Origin of the sequence: Phormidium sp. FACHB-592 (assembly GCF_014695795.1) — a bacterium.
Taxonomy (GTDB): domain Bacteria; phylum Cyanobacteriota; class Cyanobacteriia; order Leptolyngbyales; family Leptolyngbyaceae; genus Stenomitos.
This window is the reverse complement of the sequence record NZ_JACJOZ010000103.1, coordinates 1-15,684: the sequence shown is the minus strand read 5'-3', so window position 1 is coordinate 15,684 and position 15,684 is coordinate 1. Positions and strand designations below refer to the sequence as shown.

Annotated in this window: 14 protein-coding genes; 7 read left to right on the top strand and 7 right to left on the bottom strand. The window is 48.6% G+C overall.

Features of this window, described 5'->3' with window-relative positions:
* Positions 1–156 precede the first annotated feature (156 nt).
* Positions 157–1,755 (bottom strand): sensor histidine kinase, encoded by a 1,599-nt coding sequence (locus H6F86_RS26840; protein ID WP_199305535.1) that lies wholly within the window; start codon positions 1,753–1,755, stop codon positions 157–159.
* A gap of 579 nt (positions 1,756–2,334) precedes the next feature.
* Here H6F86_RS26840 and H6F86_RS26835 point away from each other — a divergent pair.
* A complete protein-coding gene (locus tag H6F86_RS26835; RefSeq protein WP_190453085.1) occupies positions 2,335–2,652 on the top strand; it encodes a DUF3155 domain-containing protein in 318 nt (105 codons plus the stop codon).
* A 193-nt stretch (positions 2,653–2,845) separates the two neighbouring features.
* Here the strand turns inward: H6F86_RS26835 and H6F86_RS26830 are convergent, their stop codons facing one another.
* The 3 genes from H6F86_RS26830 to H6F86_RS26820 all read right to left on the bottom strand — a co-directional run bounded on the left by H6F86_RS26830 (position 2,846) and on the right by H6F86_RS26820 (position 5,296).
* Positions 2,846–3,388: a cofactor assembly of complex C subunit B gene (locus H6F86_RS26830; RefSeq protein ID WP_190453080.1), complete on the bottom strand. Its 543-nt coding sequence runs from the start codon at positions 3,386–3,388 to the stop codon at positions 2,846–2,848.
* A 195-nt stretch (positions 3,389–3,583) separates the two neighbouring features.
* Positions 3,584–3,967, bottom strand: coding sequence for a PadR family transcriptional regulator (locus H6F86_RS26825; RefSeq protein WP_190453077.1), 384 nt, complete (start codon positions 3,965–3,967; stop codon positions 3,584–3,586).
* A gap of 699 nt (positions 3,968–4,666) precedes the next feature.
* Positions 4,667–5,296 (bottom strand): response regulator transcription factor, encoded by a 630-nt coding sequence (locus H6F86_RS26820; protein ID WP_199305555.1) that lies wholly within the window; start codon positions 5,294–5,296, stop codon positions 4,667–4,669.
* A 197-nt stretch (positions 5,297–5,493) separates the two neighbouring features.
* On the opposite strand from H6F86_RS26820, the gene H6F86_RS26815 reads away from it, so the two are divergent.
* The gene (locus H6F86_RS26815) at positions 5,494–6,072 is read left to right on the top strand and encodes a DUF3611 family protein (protein WP_190453071.1); all 579 of its coding nucleotides are present in this window, start codon (positions 5,494–5,496) and stop codon (positions 6,070–6,072) included.
* A 185-nt stretch (positions 6,073–6,257) separates the two neighbouring features.
* On the opposite strand, the gene H6F86_RS26810 is transcribed toward H6F86_RS26815, so the two are convergent.
* On the bottom strand, positions 6,258–6,491 hold the full coding sequence (locus tag H6F86_RS26810) for a DUF2949 domain-containing protein (protein WP_190453069.1): 234 nt from the start codon (positions 6,489–6,491) through the stop codon (positions 6,258–6,260).
* 524 nt (positions 6,492–7,015) lie between these two features.
* Between H6F86_RS26810 and clpB the strand changes: the two genes are divergently transcribed.
* A complete protein-coding gene (clpB, locus tag H6F86_RS26805; RefSeq protein WP_190453065.1) occupies positions 7,016–9,637 on the top strand; it encodes an ATP-dependent chaperone ClpB in 2,622 nt (873 codons plus the stop codon).
* 224 nt (positions 9,638–9,861) lie between these two features.
* Entirely contained in the window at positions 9,862–10,506 is a 645-nt protein-coding gene (locus tag H6F86_RS26800; protein WP_190453063.1) for a Uma2 family endonuclease, read from the top strand.
* A 162-nt stretch (positions 10,507–10,668) separates the two neighbouring features.
* Here H6F86_RS26800 and H6F86_RS26795 read toward each other — a convergent pair whose 3' ends face one another.
* The gene (locus H6F86_RS26795) at positions 10,669–10,962 is read right to left on the bottom strand and encodes a hypothetical protein (protein ID WP_190453059.1); all 294 of its coding nucleotides are present in this window, start codon (positions 10,960–10,962) and stop codon (positions 10,669–10,671) included.
* Between the two features lie 625 nt (positions 10,963–11,587).
* On the opposite strand from H6F86_RS26795, the gene H6F86_RS26790 reads away from it, so the two are divergent.
* From H6F86_RS26790 to glmU, 3 genes are all read left to right on the top strand, one after another.
* The gene (locus H6F86_RS26790) at positions 11,588–11,821 is read left to right on the top strand and encodes a hypothetical protein (RefSeq protein ID WP_190453056.1); all 234 of its coding nucleotides are present in this window, start codon (positions 11,588–11,590) and stop codon (positions 11,819–11,821) included.
* A 265-nt stretch (positions 11,822–12,086) separates the two neighbouring features.
* Positions 12,087–13,136, top strand: a complete 1,050-nt coding sequence (locus tag H6F86_RS26785; RefSeq protein ID WP_190453053.1) for a two-component system response regulator — start codon at positions 12,087–12,089, stop codon at positions 13,134–13,136.
* 230 nt (positions 13,137–13,366) lie between these two features.
* Positions 13,367–14,749, top strand: a complete 1,383-nt coding sequence (gene glmU, locus H6F86_RS26780) for a bifunctional UDP-N-acetylglucosamine diphosphorylase/glucosamine-1-phosphate N-acetyltransferase GlmU (protein WP_190453050.1) — start codon at positions 13,367–13,369, stop codon at positions 14,747–14,749.
* 121 nt (positions 14,750–14,870) lie between these two features.
* Here glmU and H6F86_RS26775 read toward each other — a convergent pair whose 3' ends face one another.
* Positions 14,871–15,329, bottom strand: coding sequence for a hypothetical protein (locus H6F86_RS26775; protein WP_190453046.1), 459 nt, complete (start codon positions 15,327–15,329; stop codon positions 14,871–14,873).
* Positions 15,330–15,684 lie beyond the last annotated feature (355 nt).

Below are 15,684 nucleotides of genomic sequence, written 5' to 3'. Positions count from 1 at the left end.
CCAACTTAATGTCGGCAGTTGTTAGGGTTGGCGGCTGGTTGAAACAGCTTAAACAAAGCTCTATGTGCAGTCAGCTTTTGGGTTTTGTGAAAGGCTTCCGTCACATCCAGGGCGAAGATCCTTGGTTCCCGAAGCAGCTTTCATCCCTCAATGCTCTCAAGGTGCTTGTTGTTCTGATAGCGTCAGCTTTGAGGCTTCAGCGATCGCCAACCGCACCATCACCGTTGTGCCTTGTCCATGTGCTGTCAGAGCTGCAACAACGTTCTGATCCACACTATTGACCTGGGCAGGGCTAAACACGTAAATTTCACCCTGCATTTGTGTGACTAAGGCACGCGCAATCGCTAAACCCAGACCACTTCCAGGTATCGCTGTTTGAGCCTGCACGCCCCGGTAGCGACGCTCAAAAATATGCGGCAGATCTTTGGGTGGAATGCCGGGTCCAGTATCCGAGATCGCAATTTCTACTGCTCGCTTTTTGCCTTCTCTCACACCTGCCTCTACTAAAACCAGCCCTCCAGCAGGCGTGTACTTCAGGGCATTGTCGATCGCGTTACTCAATACTTCTTGCAGTAGCTGCCTACTAGCAAACACAGACGGCAGATCGTTGGGAATGTCAGTCAGGAGTGTGAGCGATCGCTCTTGGGCGATTGCGCTAGCAGATGCCAGTAGTGGTTCGAGTGCCATTGCTAGCGGGCAAGGCTCCAGCACGAAGGCTGTTCTCGAAAGAAAGTCGGCGGCTGGTAAGAGTGGCAACGTTTGCGACTCCTGCTGCTGAGAGCCTGTTAGGTGTTGGTCTGTCGCTACATCTTGCTGTTGCTCCTGCAATCTCCTGCCAAAGGCAGGAGGTAATGTCAACGGCTGCGGTTTCAGCGCATCTGTCTCAGCAACTGCCCATTCAAGCTGCTGGGCTAAGTCGCGTAAGCGAGATGTTTCACGTACAAGGCTAGCGGCAACGTCTCGGTTCGCATCTTCTGGCAACAGTCGCTTAAGAATTAACTTGCCAAAAGTCTGGAGCGTAGTCAGTGAGTTGCGGAACTGATGCAACAGATTATCTAACAGGTCGTGCTGCTGTGCTTGCAACTGCTGTCGCTGCTCGTGCTCAAGCCACTGGTCACGCTGATCGAGGACACGTGCGATCGCTAAAGTCTCAGCAATCTGGTGAATTTGTGCCTGCTCCGATTCTGTCCACAGGCGATCGTTGCGCTCTGTCACTAATAAACCCAGCACTGCCGTTTCATGCATAAGTGGCATGACAATACGGCGCTCAGGCACCAGCGCTGCGTGGTCTGACTGCGAATGTTCTGGTTGTGGCTGTTTGGGCTGTGGCTCAGTATCGCTGCCAGCACGTGGCGCACGATCGCTCTTAGTAAAAGACTCTGTCCCTGCTACTTGTACTGACGCTTGATCCAGAGTTGCAGGGAGTGGTGCTGCTTGCGACAAATCAGAATACGGTTCTGCCAGTAGCCATAGAGGCGGTTTAGCTGTGTCGATTGTAGACGGGAGCGATCGTACTCCCCCTTGCGCTTGCCAATCGACAGCCGTCTCTGGGTAAGCAACTATAGGTATAAGCTGCGTTTCTGCACCCTCTACTAATTCCTGCGTTAGATACACTACGCTTAAAGATGCCCCTAACGCCTGTGTCAGGAGTATTACCTGCGCTCGACAAAGGGCGACGAATTCAGCACTAGTCAGCATCAGCATGAAGCGTTTTCTAAAAGCAAGCGGTAACGCAGCAAGTTTACTCTCAAGCATAACTCTGTTATCTATGTCTCAAGCACTGCATTTAATAAGGAAGTTTTCTCTTAAAGACCTTTACCCGATTGATGCCGTAGTGCAAGCAAGCGTCTTGCTTGCAACGTAGTCGCGACAAACGCCTTGAGTTCGTTAATCTCTTGTATGGAGCTTAAAACTGAGCAAGCCCTTCACGACGCAATTCTATAATCCTGCTTGTTTAGCGGCTCCGGGTACACTGAAATCTAGACACTAAAATCTACAATCGCAGTTCCTTCAGGTGAAACCTTGCTCCTTCTCTTCGCTACAATGCTGGATAATTTGCTGAAGCAGAAGATGATTGCTTAAGATGCCTTGCTAAGTTGTACAAAAGTTGCAGTTTAATGAAGTAGGGTTTACTTACGTGAAAAGACCTGTAGCGACGGCTTTCCACCGTTATTCAGTAACTGCCGACTACCAAACATGAATGCATTTCTGAGAAGATTTAAATCTTTGTATCAATGGGTTAAAAGAAGTTGAAATTCTAGCCCCGAATCGCTATACTTGCGTCGTCTTTGTAACTATCACTACACTTGATCGACAACAAAGGGGGTAACGGGATTGGCAAGGAGACGTAAGCGGAAAAGCCGTAGACGGCAGGAGGGGCGGAGAATTCTGGAGAATGTGCCTCAATTTAGCATTGAATGCGGAGAGGACAAACCAGTAACAGCCGCTCGCAAATTTATTCACTCAGAAGGTATTGCGCCACCGGCTTTACTGCTTGTGAAACGTAATGAGCATACTACAGATCGGTACTTCTGGGCTGAAAAAGGGTTGTTCGGGGCGCAGTATGTTGAAGAAAACCATTTTCTGTTCCCCAGCCTAAAAGTGTCGGATGAAGAATCTGATGAGCTTCCGGTCGTCGCTCAGACTCGTTGAGTTTCAGGTGATAGTTCTGAGCGCGATCGGGCAGCTTCTGCTCGCTACATTCAAAACCTCCAATACTCAAGCGATTACATCAGAAGCCCCGGCTGAATGCATTCAGCCGGGGCTTAATCTATATGGTTATATGGTTTACTTGTACAAAGACAGTGGAAACGTTCGCTCCACCAGATTGTCGAGCGTAGTCCGGCTACATCTCAGACTCAACGCGCTTCAACGGCATACGCTTCTGAAGTTCTGCTAGTTCATCACGATGAGCTGTTACAGTAATCACGCTAGTTGTCTCTGCATTCAGGGCATCATTGCTTTCTACTTGCAGCAAAACCCTCTCAGGACGTGCGGACTTGCGCCAATAAAAAACGCCAGCGAGTGGTGACAGCAGCGGTAACGCCAACAATCCAGTAGAGAACTCTGAGAAAAGATAAGACAGCATTAGCGAAAGGCAAAGTAAACCGATCGCTGCTAACAGCGTTAGAAAAATGGCTAGCGCCACACTAGGTCGAACAAAGCCTTCAAACGTAACCTGAAGCCTTGCTGCGTCTGTTGCCACAATCTGGTAGGCACGCTGCGTAAAGTAAGCTTGTAATTGGTTTAAGAGCGATAGCTCTGGCTGCTCTGAGGTCAGCCTCACTACCTCAATACGATCCTTTACCGAAGCCCTGATAAAGAACAGCAAGCCAATTAACATTAATAAAGCCAACACAAAGGTTGACGGCAGTACAGAGGCACTCATTGTTGCAAACTTGTTTAGAACAGTTCACCTAACAGTCTATGCCTAAGTTCTGCAACTAAGCCAATCGAGCAAATGCTCATGCACTTCTACCTCATTAGGACTCGACTGGCTTACGACAGTGAATGAACACAAACTAAAGCGTCAAAAAGGCGATCGCAACATCAACTGCGCTAGCAACCCTATTAGCTAACTGCTCTAGTTAGTAGTAGCAGCTAACCCCTTTGAGTGAGCCATCGTGCTGTGGTCTTTGACATACTCGTACCAAAGACGAGTCAAATCTTGAGCCTGTTGCTGTACCTCTGAACGGATTTGGTACATCCGGCGAGGGCGACCCCGACCTTCAACTTTTTTCCAATAACCTTCAATAATTTGCTCGTCCTCTAAGAACTTCAGCGCACTATATAAAACTGTGTCAGAAAGACGATAGCTCGGGTACTCGGTCTCTAGTAGTTGAATCAGCTCGGTGCCATAGGAGTCACCACGCGATAGAACGGCGAGTACGTAACATACTGCCAGCTCCTTGTTGAGATAGAACGGCGGCGGCGCTTGAAAAAATTGATAGATATCGTCGAACTTCATCTTTCCCATCCAAAATAATCACAACTTTGTTCACATTGGCTGCAAAGCGCCGCAAATGAACCGCAGACAACATAACCACACTATCGACCACCCCCCCTTACTCAACATCATCCAAAAGCATTAAATTCGTGCTCAACGTAAAAAAAAGTATGCCTTTGGATGTGTAAGTTAGGCTCTTGCCTTTCTTAGCCTAGTTGCCGGATAAAGCAAATGCCGAGTAAGCGACAAAGGCAACCTGTGGCAGGCTCAAAAAGCAACTTTAGAAAGTAGAAACCTCGATTGCAAGAACAATATCAGCAGCCTCATTCGCTTTCGATTTCCCTTGTTGCTGACCAAAAAATGCCCGAATTAAGAAGTTGAGCCTTTAAGCAGACTTTCGTTCAGAGGTCAAAAAAAAAGCAGGACAGTGGTCAATTTAGTCTCTGACGATTAGGAACTACAAACTTGCACACCCTGATTCTAGATCCTAATCTGAATATTGTTCACTGAAAAAGTATCAAGCTTACGCTCTTAACAATAGGTCGATTTCGTACCTAAGGTAGCTGAGAGGGTGACAGCCAGAAAAGTGTCCCGCTGTAGAAAAAGGTGATTAGCTAGTCGATTAACCTTTTTTAACATGCAGTGGCATCACTTTTTTGCCCTTAGCCGCTGCTTGACTGATGTTTCAGCTGCAAGTAAGGTGGGTCTGACCTGTCAGGGTTACTTGACTAAACCAGAGCGTAAGGCGACAACGGCTGCCTGAACACGATCGTCAACCGCAAGCTTATTCATAATGCCGCGAATATGGGTTTTCACCGTATTGGGGCTAAGGTAAAGTACAGCGGCAATTTCAGGGTTACTTTGACCTTGAACCATTAGCTCAAGTACCTGTTGCTCTCGCTGTGATAGCTGACCAATGTTGCTGTTGACCGTCGGCGGCTGGAGATGTTGGATGACGCGACGGGCAATCTGTGGGTCAAGATAGGTTGCACCCTCTTGGGCAGCCGCGATCGCAGCAATCAGCCGTTCAACATTTGTACCTTTAATACAGTAAGCGTCTGCACCACTTGACAGTGCTGCAATGACTTCAGTTTCGGTTGTATGGGAGGTCAGCATCACAACGCGCACATCAGGCAGTGCTGCTTTAATCTGCTGTGTTGCTGCAATGCCATCCAGTCGCGGTAAGCCAATATCCATTACAACGACATCAGGTTTGAGCTTCAGTGCAGCTTCAACGCCCAAGTAGCCATCGCTTGCTTGCCCAACCACTGTAAGTTGAGGGTAGTCTTCCAAGCATTGCTCCAACCCTAGTTGCATCATTGGGTCGTCTTCTACAATAAGAATCCGCAGTGGTGGAAGTGCGTGTGAATGAGGCAATGAAGATACTTCCGACATAGTGTCACCGCAAGATTAAGAAGATGCAGCTAGCGTATCAGGGTTGCACCAGGAGATGCCGCAACTATAGCTTGACTTAATCCTTTTTTGAACTGGGTCAGCGCTAGCGTGAGAGACTGGTAGAATGACGCTCTTAAGCATTTTGAACGATTATGGTTAACCGGTCAGGCTCCTCAGCAACAAACCTGCAACAGATTGGCAAAGGATTCCGTCTTACTGGTTGGGTTTGCCTATGGATTCAGGTTGTGCTGACTGTTGTCTCTAGCGTCGTCCTTATCTTTGCTACCTTGTTCAGTCCCAGCCGTTTTGCCAACCCAAATAATCCAAGTTCTAGTAGCTTCAGTACTTTTGCAGGCGTAGCGCTAACCACTTTTAGCATTTTCACCCTTTGCTTTAGTATCTACTGGGCGTTTCGCTACGTGCTAGTTGGTAGGCAGTTAGTTAACAAAACAACGCGTCCAAAGAAGGCTGAAGTAATTCAGATTCTACGCACTGGCTTGTATGTCAGTTTGGGAGGAATGCTAGTAGCAATTTTTGGGGCAGAGGCAATTACAGGTGTGTTAGTAGGCAAAGCTTCTGTAAGCCAGGGTTCTGGCTTTGCAATTAATCCATCTCAGGTCGTGCAATCGCTCGATATGTTTACTATCTTGGCGAGTCTTCAAGTCATCTTGGCTCACTTTGTTGGCATAGCTGGTGCACTTTTGCTCTTAAACAAGATGAGCCGACAGTAAGAGTGATTTCTTGAGACTAATTTCAGCAGAATGCAGTAGTTAGTAGGGAAATAGACTGAAGCTAAGTCGCTCAGACTCGCTCGATTCCTTCCTTTACCTAAAACTGTGTAAGAGTGCTGCGGCTTAAGTAGGGACTTTTTTGTCTAAAATCATTCAATGCTCAATCTTAAGCACTCAAAACTCTGTCACCCTTCCAACCAGTCGAAAATCTGCTCTAGCTGCTCTAGCGAAACCAAGCCATATTGCCAGAGGATCATTGGTAACGGACCTGGATCTTGCTCACGGTAGCGCAGCGCCATGGCGATCGCTGCTGCCGAAAGAGCTAGTTCCTTCTGCAAAAAATTAATGAGCTGAGTAGTGCTACGGTCAGATTCCACGGCTGGACTTTTTACCCCTGAATGTGAGTCTATTTGGTGCATTAGCTAGGCGATCGACTGTTAGCTTTCAAGGCTCGCTATGACTCAGATGCTTTAAGGGCAAGGGAGGCGCAAGCGAAACAGGGCTGCGTGTGGCACTATGCTACTGAAAGCAAGTTGGTAAGGCGCTAACCGAATGACTCACCTGATTGGGTGGTTTTTGGCTGCTTACCCTCGTGATTTTACGTACTTGCTACTTACTTAAACCACAATCTTCAGCAAATGAACGTAGAGTTTTGTTGTTGAGGCGTAGTTGAGCGCGATTGTTCTCTAGATTTAGGGTCAGAAGCGACGAGCTTCTCCCTCGGATGCTACATCTAGAGTATTAATTGATTATGAAGATTTAGTGGCGGCAAGGCTTGTTTGCCATCGATGCGGTGGCACTATGGCGGCAGCACTTTAGCAGCGGCCTTTTGCTACCTTCGGCAATACGCCTCTAAAAGGAGTGAACACCGACCCTTGCGATCGTGCTTACGTCCTTACAATAACCGTATGCCATTAAACTGAAACACTATAGTGAGGGGACTATGCAGCCAACCAACCCCAATCAATTTACCGAAAAAGCCTGGGAGGCAATCGCTCGCACTCAAGAGCTTGTAAAGCAGGCACAGCATCAGCAGATTGAGTCAGAGCATCTTATGAAGGCACTGCTGGAGCAGGACGGACTTGCTAGCAGTGTCTTCAATAAATTGAACTTGAATGTGCAACAAGTGCGAGAGCGAACGGACGAGTTTATTCGTAAGCAGCCGAAGGTCTCTGGTAGCAGCACGTCCATGTATCTGGGGCGTAGTCTAGATGCTTTGCTTGATCGTGCTGACGGCTATCGCAAGCAGTTCAGTGATGAGTTCATTTCAGTAGAGCATTTGCTGCTTGGCTATGCCAAAGACGATCGCTTTGGCAGAAGCTTATTTACAGAATTTAGACTGGATGAGGCAAAGCTAAGAACGGCGATCGACCAGATTCGAGGGAGTCAAAAGGTGACAGACCAAAACCCGGAAGGTAAGTACGAGTCTTTAGAAAAGTACGGACGCGACTTGACGCAGTTCGCACGGGATGGCAAGCTCGACCCTGTGATTGGTCGCGATGATGAGATTCGCCGTACGATTCAAATCTTGTCGCGCCGTACCAAAAACAACCCTGTGCTTATTGGCGAACCGGGTGTGGGCAAAACGGCGATCGCTGAAGGTCTTGCCCAACGAATTGTTAGTGGTGACGTGCCAGAATCATTGCGCGATCGCAAACTCATTGCGTTGGATATGGGCGCGCTGATTGCGGGTGCAAAGTATCGGGGCGAATTTGAGGAGCGGTTGAAAGCAGTCCTTAAAGAAGTCACGGAGTCGAGAGGGCAACTAGTGCTCTTTATTGACGAGATTCATACCGTGGTTGGTGCTGGTGCCACACAAGGCGCAATGGATGCAGGTAACCTGCTGAAGCCTATGCTAGCTCGTGGGGAACTCCGCTGTATCGGTGCGACCACGCTGGACGAGTATCGCAAGTACATTGAAAAAGATGCTGCGCTAGAGCGACGCTTTCAGCAAGTGTATGTCGATCAACCCAGTGTCGAAGATTCGATCTCGATTCTACGCGGCTTGCGTGAACGCTATGAACTGCACCACGGGGTCAATATTTCTGATAATGCGCTGATTGCAGCAGCCACATTGTCTGCACGCTATATCGCCGATCGCTTCTTGCCAGATAAGGCGATCGACCTGATCGACGAAGCCGCTGCCAAGCTCAAGATGGAAAAAACGTCCAAGCCAGAAGAACTGGATGAGGTCGATCGCAAAATTCTGCAGCTTGAGATGGAGCGCCTGTCGCTACAAAAGGAAACAGATGCCGCTTCTCGCGATCGTCTCGAACGACTCGATCGTGAGTTAGCTGATTTGAAAGAGACACAGAGCGCTTTGAATGCCCAATGGCAGGCGGAAAAGGGTGTTATGGATCACATCCAGACGCTTAAAGAAGAGATGGATCACCTCAACATTCAGATTCAGCAGGCAGAACGCGACTATGACTTAAACCGTGCTGCAGAACTGAAGTACGGCAAACTGGCAGATCTCAATCGCCAACTGCAAGAGGCTGAAGGTAAACTTTCTTCGACCCAATCTAGCGGCAAGTCTCTTTTGCAGAAAGAAGTCACTGAGGCAGATATTGCCGAAATTATCTCCAAGTGGACGGGCATTCCCATCAGCAAACTGGTGGAATCAGAAATGCAAAAGTTGCTGCACTTAGAAGATGAACTGCACGAGCGTGTGATTGGTCAGCAAGAGGCAGTGACAGCGGTTGCCGATGCTATCCAGCGATCGCGGGCAGGCTTGGCAGATCCCAACCGACCGACTGCTAGCTTCATCTTCCTGGGACCTACAGGCGTTGGTAAAACTGAACTTGCCAAAGCGCTTGCAGCGTACCTCTTCGATACCGAAGACGCGCTGGTTCGCATTGATATGTCTGAGTACATGGAGAAGCAATCAGTATCACGTTTGATTGGTGCGCCTCCAGGTTATGTAGGCTATGACGAAGGTGGACAGTTGACCGAAGCGATTCGTCGTCGTCCCTATGCTGTCATTCTGTTTGACGAAATTGAGAAAGCGCATCCCGATGTCTTTAACGTGATGCTGCAAATTCTAGATGACGGGCGCGTGACGGATGCCCAAGGGCATACGGTGGACTTCAAAAACACCGTGATCATTATGACGAGCAACATCGGTTCGCAATACATCCTGGATCTTGCAGGGGATGATAATCGGTATGACGAGATGCGATCGCGGGTGATGGATGCGATGCGTACCAGCTTCCGCCCCGAATTTCTCAATCGCATTGACGAAATCATTATCTTTCACACCTTGCAGCGATCAGAACTGCGGCAAATCGTCAAGCTTCAGACCTTGCGGTTGGGCACTCGTCTTGCCGATCGCAAAATGTCACTCAAGCTCTCTGACAGTGCGCTAGATTTCCTGGCAGAAGTCGGCTACGACCCTATTTTTGGTGCCCGTCCTCTCAAACGCGCCATCCAGCGTGAACTCGAAACACAGATTGCTAAAGCTATTCTGCGGGGCGAGTTTACCAGTGGTGATACTATCTTTGTCGATGTGGAAAATGAGCGACTAGCATTCAAACGCTTGCCGTCAGAAGTGCTAACAATACAGTAAGCGATCAAGGGGTGGACGACAGTTCACCCCTTTTGAGTTTCAGGCGATTGCCCTCTCTTGCAAAGTTCTCCACCCGCCTTTCCATAACCGTTGAAGAGAGAGTTAAGACAGATTGAGGTTCCCAGTTCGGCTTCTGGTAAGGGTTTTACTTAATCCCTTAGCCTTAATCCTTTAGCCTTTTGCTATACCTGAGATAATAAAAGTACCCTTCTGCACTGATAGCCATGTTTGCGCTCGTCTCCCGTGAGAACATTCAACTGCGTCCTGGTACAGTGCTGCGGCTTCCTGCCACCTGGGATGAGTATGAGAGTCTGAGCCAGCAGCGGGGCGACGGTTCGCTACCTCGACTCAAGTATCGACATGGAGAAGTGCTTTTAATGTCTCCTTTGCCGCACTATGGGAAAGATGCTCATATCATTGCCAATATGATTACAACGTTGCTGGATCACTTTGAGCGTGAATATGATGCTTTTACTCCGGTAACGATGAAACTGCCGGAGGAAAGCGGAATTGAGCCAGATTACTGCTTTTACATCAATAACTGGGAAGCGGTTTTAGGTAAGAAGCGCATTGATTGGCGTGTCGATCCGCCACCCGATTTGGTGCTTGAGATTGATATCACCAGCTATTCTGATGTTGATGATTATTTGCCTTATCGAGTGCCAGAAGTGTGGCTTTATAGGCGGCATCAGCTTTGCATCCACCAGCTTCAGGACAATGCCTATTGCCTGGTAGCTCAAAGCCGTTACTTTCCGATGATCGACCTTCAGCTCATTGTCGATCGCTGCCTGCAACTTGCCTACGATCGCAACACTAGCGCTGCGATCCGTGACCTGAGACAACGGTTCCAAAACAGCACCACGTCCTAGCTGTTGTCGGCGATCACACCACAGCCCGATTCTATCTACAAATTCACCTTGTAACTGTGCAGTCATGTGGAGTCTTCAACCGATCGCTACAAAGTGAAGGTAAGGGAGCGGCAGTAACAAACGTAACAGAGGCTGCCAGTACCACGCTTGAAAAGTAGCCCATCATTCCCAGGTTGCAATTGGCTTCAACACGGCTGGAATTTCAGCGTCAGCCGGAAACTCTAGTTGGGTTTCTCGCAAGCCCAGGTAGCCCGATTCAGTAAAAGACAGTAGCATCCGCTGGAGCGCCAACCAGACCTCCGCTTCGTACTCCCAATCGCGTTGCCGATATGCCTGAGCCGCGATCGATCGCAATGCCCAAAAATAGCTGTTCCGTACAACCGAACCCCCTTTCTTGTATTCCGGCACATCTTCGCGGTGCAAAAACACAATTTCATCCTCGATTCTGGCTCTCATCAGTCGTAGCTTCCATGATTTAGTAAAAAGTCGTTTGGGAGCCTTTCCCCCTTTCCCCAAAAAGCATTTTTAATTTAATTACGTCCAGTTACTTAGGGACACAGATCACATACTTAGGGACACAAATCACGTACCGTCAAATCTTCATGTCAGGATATGTCTTGCCTTCGCCTAACCATGCAGAAGCTTACTTTCCTTACAAATTACTAAGTTGACAGGTGCTTCAATGCTCACTTGTTGACGTTTGAGTAAATGGCAAGACGGCTTCTACAGACCGCTCTACCCAGACTTAAGGCATCTTAAATATATGTACGTAGCGGCATTTTATAAAGAGCCTTTTATAAAGAGCCTTAGAAGCTAGGAAGCCAATTTATGTTGCCTCTATGAAATTAGTTTAAGTTGTAGTGGCAGATACAGGCATCTCTAGGCAGGTATAACCACAATAGTTGTGTCAGTTTCCTGGGTGATTGAGAAAGTGTGCTCTAGCAATGTCCTAACAAGCAAAAGAGTCTGTTGCGGACAAGTTATCTCTTCGGATGGTCACTAAACGATCGCAGCTTTGAGACACTAAGAGCGCAGCCTTGACAGTATTGATTTAAATCACAAAGATTCAACTGGTAACAAAATGGCGCACTGCCCTTTATGCTCTGATATTTTACTGCGGCACATTCGTTCTAGTCAGCCATATTGGCTGTGTCGCCGCTGCCGCTTTGAAATTTTAGGGGAAAGCTACCCAATTCACGATCGCAGCAGCGTAGCACTACCGCTTATCCCTGTTAAGCAATTGCTAGCATCTCAAGTCAATGTATCGCTCGATTGCCTTGAGCCGCCGCTGCCTTCCGTGCCAACTAAAGTTTAGTAACAGGTACATACTGCTTTATGGAACGTAACTGAGCGGTATAAAGCCCGTTAAATAAAGCTGTTGCCTTGCTAAATGGCTCTGCCGTTGAGTAGATTTGAGCTAAACCTTAGTGAACTCACTAGCGCCTCACGGGTCTAATCTCCGTAGAAAGCCTGATTTACCACCTCGGACAATGGATCATACTGTAACTGCAATGCCCTAAGAAGCCAATGCAGCATCTGTCTGACTGCGATGAATGAGGCAGATGTAGTCCATCGTCACCATGAGGTTTGCCCAAGTGAATCGCTTTTATACAGAGCTGCCCAGAGTTTTAGTTGTGGATGACAACCCCTCCAGTCGGCTCACGGCGGTTGCACTGCTGTCGGTCGAAGGTTACGACGTTGTAGAGGCTGATAGTGGTCCCGTAGCCTTAGACTCTGTTGTTGCAACTAATCCTGACCTGATTTTACTGGATGTTATGATGCCCGGTATGGACGGGTTTGAAGTGTGCCGTCGTCTTAAGCAGGATGAGCAGACCCGCCTGACCCCTGTTGTTTTTGTGACAGCGCTGGATGATCGTCGCGCTCGGCTGAAAGGCATTGAAGCAGGCGGCGATGACTTTTTAACTAAACCGTTTGACCAACTGGAACTGTCTGCTCGCGTCAAATCGCTCGTTCACCAAAAACGCCTTAACGAAGACCTTGACCACGCTGAACGAGTCCTCTTTTCGATCGCACAAACTGTAGAAAGCCGTGACCCTAATACAGGTGACCATTGCGAACGGCTCGTCGCGCATGGCAAAGCCTTTGGTGAATTTTTGGGACTGTCGCGCATCGAAATCCGCGATTTGATGTGGGGCGGTTACCTGCATGACATCGGCAAAGTTGGTGTTCCTGATGCTATTTTGCTGAAGCCAGGTAAATTTACCCCAGAGGAGTGGGTGCTGATGCAGCAGCACGTACTCATTGGCGTAAAAATCTGTCAACCGCTACGAACCATGCGCGGCGTATTGCCAATTATTCGCTACCATCATGAGCGCTGGGACGGCACAGGCTACCCTGACGGTCTTAAAGGCGACCAGATTCCTCATCTAGCGCAAGTTTTTCAAGTCATCGATATCTTCGATGCACTTACGAGCGAACGCCCTTATAAGAAGGCTTTTACTCCGATCGAAGCAGTTGGCATCTTGGAGGAAGAAACGGCAAAGGGCTGGCGCAATCCTGCATTGATCGAGCAGTTTAAAGAGTTCATCAACACAGTCTCTTTAGAAGCAAGCGAATCATTGTCTGGCGCAGCGTTGCTTGAGCTAGCCTCGCTGCCTCACACAGCCTAGCAACAGCGCTTGAATCGTTATCCAACTTAGAATATTTAACATCAAGACCGCTGACTTCTTTAAGAAAGCGATGGTCATATCAGTGGTGACGTTTTTCATGTCAGTAGGGTGGATGGTATTCTGTAGAGCGTTAAGGGGCAGAGTGGTAGCGGGATCGATGCATCAGGTTTCACGGCAAACGGTTCCACTGCAAACGACGTTCTACAGCAAACTAACTGGCGCAAACAACAATGGTAGCGGTGGCAATTTTGGCGGCTGGGCGTGGCACTCGGATGAAATCGGGCTTGCCCAAAGTGCTGCATCGGTTGGGGGGTAAAACGCTAGTCGAATGGGTACTGGGTAGTGCCTCAGCAGTGGATGTCGATCGACGACTGGTGATTGTAGGCTATCGGAGTGAACTGATCAAACAGGCATTTGCTCAGAGAGACGATGGCAACACCCTTGAATTCGTAGAACAACGTGAACAACTGGGCACCGGACACGCAGTACAGCAGCTTTTATCGCCATTGCATGAGTTTGAGGGCGATCTGCTGATCCTCAATGGGGATGTGCCGTTGTTGCGTCCCCAAACCCTCAAGCACCTGTTGCAGACCCATCGAGAGCACCAGAATGCAGCAACCATCCTGACTGCCCAACTGCCCAACCCCAAGGGCTACGGACGAGTATTTTGTGACGATCGAAATGTGGTGCAGCAGATTGTGGAAGACCGTGATTGCACAGCGCCGCAACGACAGAATTGCCGCATTAATGCTGGGGTTTATTGCTTTCGCTGGGCTGACCTGGCAGCGGTGTTGCCAAAGTTGACGGCTGATAATGATCAGAAAGAATATTATTTGACAGATGTTGTGAACTATCTGTCTCCGGTCATGGCAGTGGATGTGGAGGATGAACAAGAGATTCTTGGCATTAACGATCGCAAACAGCTTGCCGCTGCGTATGACATCCTGCAAAGGCGTATTAAGGATGACTGGATGGCGGCTGGAGTTACGTTAATCGACCCCAACAGCATTACGATCGACGACACAGTAGTACTAGAGGCGGATGTAGTGGTGGAGCCACAAACCCATCTACGTGGCACGACAACGATTCAGGCTGGTAGCCGCATTGGTCCGGGTAGCCTAATTGAAAACAGCCGCATTGGTAAAAATGTGACGGCGCTCTATTCGGTAATTAGCGATAGTACGGTAGCAGCAGACACGCGCGTTGGTCCCTATGCTCATCTGCGAGGACACGTAGAAACGGGCACTGGCTGCCGCATTGGTAATTTTGTGGAGTTGAAAAACACGACGCTGGGCGATCGCACGAACATTGCTCACCTCTCGTATCTGGGCGATACGACTGCTGGCAATCAGGTGAATGTGGGTGCAGGCACAATTACAGCGAACTATGACGGTGTGAAGAAGCACCGCACCCAGATTGGCGATCGCACAAAAACGGGCGCAAATAGTGTGCTGGTGGCACCTATTACGATTGGCGAAGGCGTAAACATTGCGGCAGGTTCAACCATTACTGAGGATGTGCCAAATGATTGCCTGGTGATTGCCCGCGCTCGTCAGGTTGTGAAACCCGGCTGGCAACTGAAAACTCCAACAAATGAGTCTACTCAACAGTAAGGTAGAACACGATCGCTCAAGCCATTAACTGGTCAGCAGTGAGGACGATCGTTCTAAAGTAAAGCCTCGGCGCATTCTAACGGTATGCGTAACCATTAGAATGCCGTTTGAGAGCAGTACTTTAGGCTTTGTGCTTTTTGCCTGGTTTGATGGAGGACTTTGCCCCACCAATGACATCTTTTAGCGTGTCAACGGCGACTTCAACTGCTTTTTCAGCCGATGCTTGAGTACCTTCAGCGGTATCTTTCGCTTTGTCTGTCAAGGATGTAGCGGCATCAACTACGCCTGTATCAGCATCGTCAAGCGCATTGTGTACGGCGCTCGCTACGTTTTTGATGGCACCTGCCGCATCTTTAAGGGTGTGCCGAACCGTATCTAGTCGATCGCTAGCTGCTCCTTGTTCAACCATTTTGGTAAGCGTGGCTTGTGCGCCCTCAGCAGCAACGGCTCCAACCAGTGCTGTGCCCAGAGTAGCAGCGTTCTTGCCAGCTTTACTTAAGGGGCTGTTACCTGTTTTGTGCTTCTTCTGTTTGCTTTTCTTATCTTTTTTATCTTTCTTGTCTTTCTTTTTCTTACTCATTAGTCAAAGAATGGATGACACCATTTCAAACGTCCATTCTTAAGCTTGCCTTAACCAATGCATAGTTACCTCTGCTTTGAGTAGGAGAACTAGGTTAAGGGTGCGATCGCCAATCAGACAGAAAGCTTGCGCTGACCCTGTTCAAGTACTGGACGATGCTTAAAAGCGGTTCTTTTTACTCTTTTAAGAAAGCTATTACTATTCATGCGATTGTTTGCTGCGGTAAGAAACTGTTTGTAAATGTATGTGAAGTAGAAGACAACTACGGTCACAAAGGCGCGATACCAGAAGAGTGACATCTACATGGCTTGAGGATATGAGTCAGCCTTACTACGACAGTGACCTGACCGATGAG